Source organism: Polaromonas sp. P1_E1_2, assembly GCF_056406035.1.
Window position 1 is genome coordinate 1 of the sequence record NZ_JBFUAZ010000468.1, and the last position, 3,402, is coordinate 3,402.

At 64.0% G+C, this 3,402-nt stretch carries 3 protein-coding genes; all 3 read left to right on the forward strand.

Features of this window, described 5'->3' with window-relative positions; all coding sequences use genetic code 11:
* Positions 1-150 precede the first annotated feature (150 nt).
* Positions 151-1,440 (forward strand): glutamyl-tRNA reductase, encoded by a 1,290-nt coding sequence (gene hemA / locus AC1D1P_RS18220; protein WP_477669829.1) that lies wholly within the window; start codon positions 151-153, stop codon positions 1,438-1,440.
* Between the two features lie 107 nt (positions 1,441-1,547).
* Positions 1,548-2,669, forward strand: a complete 1,122-nt coding sequence (gene prfA / locus AC1D1P_RS18225; RefSeq protein ID WP_477669830.1) for a peptide chain release factor 1 — start codon at positions 1,548-1,550, stop codon at positions 2,667-2,669.
* A gap of 91 nt (positions 2,670-2,760) precedes the next feature.
* Positions 2,761-3,402, forward strand: a 642-nt coding sequence (locus tag AC1D1P_RS18230; RefSeq protein ID WP_477673933.1) for a peptide chain release factor N(5)-glutamine methyltransferase, incomplete at its 3' end; no start/stop codon positions are given.

Consider the following 3,402-nt stretch of genomic DNA (forward strand, 5'->3'; position numbering starts at 1 on the left):
GGTAAAAGGTCATGCGCGTAGGGGTAGTTAAAAACTCGCCTGGCTTCAGAGCAGATCCAGAACAAGCTTCAAAACGGCCAAAAAAAGGACTATCAGGGCGATTGTCCGGCCTTTGTACCGGCCTRACCGCTTCAATTTTATAATCGAAGGATGTCAGTCTGGGCCCTTGGGCTAAACCACAACACCGCACCGCTCGATTTGCGCGGCCGGTTCGCCTACGCCCTGGACCAGGTCGAGCCCACTTTGCGCGGTTTGCGCGAGTCCCTGGCCCGCCAGCCCGAGGCCACGCTGCTCTCTACCTGCAATCGCACTGAAATCTACTGCGCTGGCGAAAAGAACGACCTGGACCACACGCTGGACTGGCTGGCACACAACGGCGGCGTCTCGCCCGCCCTGCTGCGCTCACATGCCTATACCCTGCACGACGATGCAGCGGCCCGTCATGCGTTTCGCGTGGCCAGCGGGCTCGATTCCATGGTGCTGGGCGAACCGCAAATTCTGGGCCAGATGAAAGACGCCGTGCGCGCCGCCGAAGACGCAGGCGCCATGGGCACCACCCTGCACCAGCTCTTTCAGCGCTCCTTTGCCGTGGCCAAGGAAGTGCGCAGCAGCACCGAAATCGGCGCGCACAGCATCAGCATGGCAGCGGCCAGCGTGCGGCTGGCCGGCCAGCTGTTTGAAGATTTGAGCGACATCAAAGTGCTGTTTGTCGGCGCCGGCGAGATGATCGACCTGGCGGCCACCCACTTTGCCGCCAAAAACCCCAAAGCCATGGCAATCGCCAACCGCACGCTGGAGCGCGGCGAGAAGCTGGCCGGCCGCTTCGGCGCCGAGGTGATGCGCCTGGCCGATTTGCCCAGCCGCCTGCATGAGTTTGACGCCGTGATCAGCTGCACCGCCAGCACGCTGCCCATCATCGGCCTGGGCGCGGTCGAGCGCGCCGTCAAGCTGCGCAAACATCGCCCGATGTTCATGGTCGACCTGGCCGTGCCGCGCGACATCGAACCCGAAGTCAAGGCGCTGCCCGACATCTACCTCTACACGGTGGACGACCTGGCCCACGTGGTGCAGACCGGCAAGGACAACCGCAAGGCCGCCGTGGCGCAGGCCGAGGTCATCATCGACGCCGGTGTGCAGAACTTCATGCACTGGCTGGGCCAGCGCCGCAGCGTGCCGCTGATCCAGCAGCTCAATGCGCAGACCGACGAGTGGCGCGCTGCCGAAATCGTGCGAGCAAAAAAGCTGCTGGCCCGGGGCGAGCCCATCGACACGGTGCTGGACGCACTGACCCGCGGCCTCACCCAGAAAATGCTGCACGGCGCGCTGGCCGAGCTGCATGCGGGCGACGCCAACAGCCGCGAAGCCACGGCACAGACCGTATCCAGGCTGTTTTTGCGCGGCCAGCTGCCCAAAATCCAGTCCGACGACAAAGAGCGTTAGCGGCCGCCAACGCACTGACTTCCTGTGCCGGCGCAAGCCGGTGGCTCCGCTGGCGGAGCGTCGTTGTTGACGGCCTTCTGGCCCCCTTTTTCCAGTCCTCCATTTCCATGAAACCTTTTCTTCGCCAAACCCTGGACCGCCAGCTGCTGCGGCTGCACGAGCTGGACGCATTGCTGTCTGCCAGCGACGTGGTCAGCGACCTGGACCGCTTCCGTTCGCTGACCCGGGAGCACGCCGAAGCCAGCGTGATCGCCGACCAGTACTTGCGGCTCACCAGTCGCGAGGCCGACCTCAGCAGTGCTGAAGGCATGCTGGCTGAAGCCAAAGATGACCCGGAAATGGCTGCGATGGCGGAGGAAGAAATCGCCGCGGCCAAAGCCGATATCGCGCAGATCGACGAGGCCCTGCAGCTGATGCTGATTCCGAAGGACCCGGACGACGCGCGCGCGGCTTTCATCGAAATCCGGGCCGGCACCGGGGGGGATGAATCGGCGCTGTTTGCAGGTGACCTGTTCCGCATGTACACCCGCTTTGCCGAACGCAACCGCTGGCAAGTGGAAATCATCAGTGAATCCTCCAGCGAACTGGGTGGCTACAAGGAAGTCGTGCTGCGCATTGACGGCGCCACGGATTCCCTGGGCGTCGGCGTGTATGGCAAGCTGCGCTTTGAGTCGGGCGGTCACCGTGTGCAGCGCGTTCCCGCCACTGAAACGCAAGGCCGCATCCATACCAGCGCCTGCACGGTGGCCGTGATGCCGGAGCCCGACGAAGCCGTGGCCATCCAGATCAACCCAGCCGACCTGCGCATCGATACCTACCGCGCCAGCGGCGCCGGCGGCCAGCACATCAACAAGACGGATTCGGCCGTGCGCATCACGCACATCCCGACCGGTATCGTCGCGGAATGCCAGGAAGGGCGAAGCCAGCACAGCAATAAGGCCCAGGCGCTCAAGGTACTCACCGCACGCATCCACGAAAAAGACCGMTCCGAGCGCGCCGCCAAGGACGCAGCCCTGCGCAAGGGGCTGGTGGGCACGGGCGACCGCAGCGACCGCATCCGCACCTACAACTTCCCGCAGGGGCGGCTGACCGACCACCGCATCAACCTGACGCTGTACAAGCTCCTGGCCATCATGGAAGGCGACCTGGGCGATGTGGTCACGGCCCTGCAGGTGGCGCGCGGCGCCGAGCTGCTGGCGGAGCTCGAGACCGCCAACAATGGCGCCTGAACATCAGAAGTTGAATAACAAAAAAGGCCTCTAGCCCAATCAGGATGTGCGCAAGCAGCTACTATTTTCATAGCACTTCAAGGAGGTTCAGTTGAGCGGACTTACCTGCGCGCAAGCCCTGGCTGCCGCTCAGGCATTGGGGCTGGACCGCCTGGATGCCCAGTTGTTATTGCTGCATGCGCTGGGCAAACCGGAGCATGCCCGCGCCTGGCTGCTGGCCCACGATACGGACGAACTGGCAGAAGATGTCGCGCAGCGTTTCCAGGCGCTGTGCCTGCGCCGCGCCAGCGGAGAACCGCTGGCTTACATCGTAGGCAGCAAGGAGTTTTTCGGCCTGACGCTTCAGGTGGATGCCCGTGTGCTGGTGCCGCGCCCCGACACCGAAACGCTGGTGAGCTGGGCGCTTGAGCTGCTGCAGGCCCCCGGCACGCCGCCAGAGCCGGGAATTCTGGACCTTGGCACCGGCAGCGGGGCCATTGCCCTGGCCATTGCCCACAGCCTGCAGACAACCGGCCGTCAGGGCCGCGTGACAGCCGTAGATGTGAGTGCATACTCACTCGATGTCGCCAGAGACAATGCGGCCCGCCTGAACCTGGATATCGATTTCATTCAAAGTCACTGGCTGCGGGAAGTCAGCGGGCACCTTCACCTGATCGTGAGCAACCCGCCCTACATTGCCAGCGCTGACCCACATCTGGCAGCCCTGGTTCACGAGCCCCTGGCAGCCTTGACC

Bases quoted from the DNA above. Each gene is read 5' to 3' on its own strand.
- hemA (WP_477669829.1), top strand. From the start codon at position 151: ATGTCAGTCTGGGCCCTTGGGCTAAACCACAACACCGCACCGCTCGAT.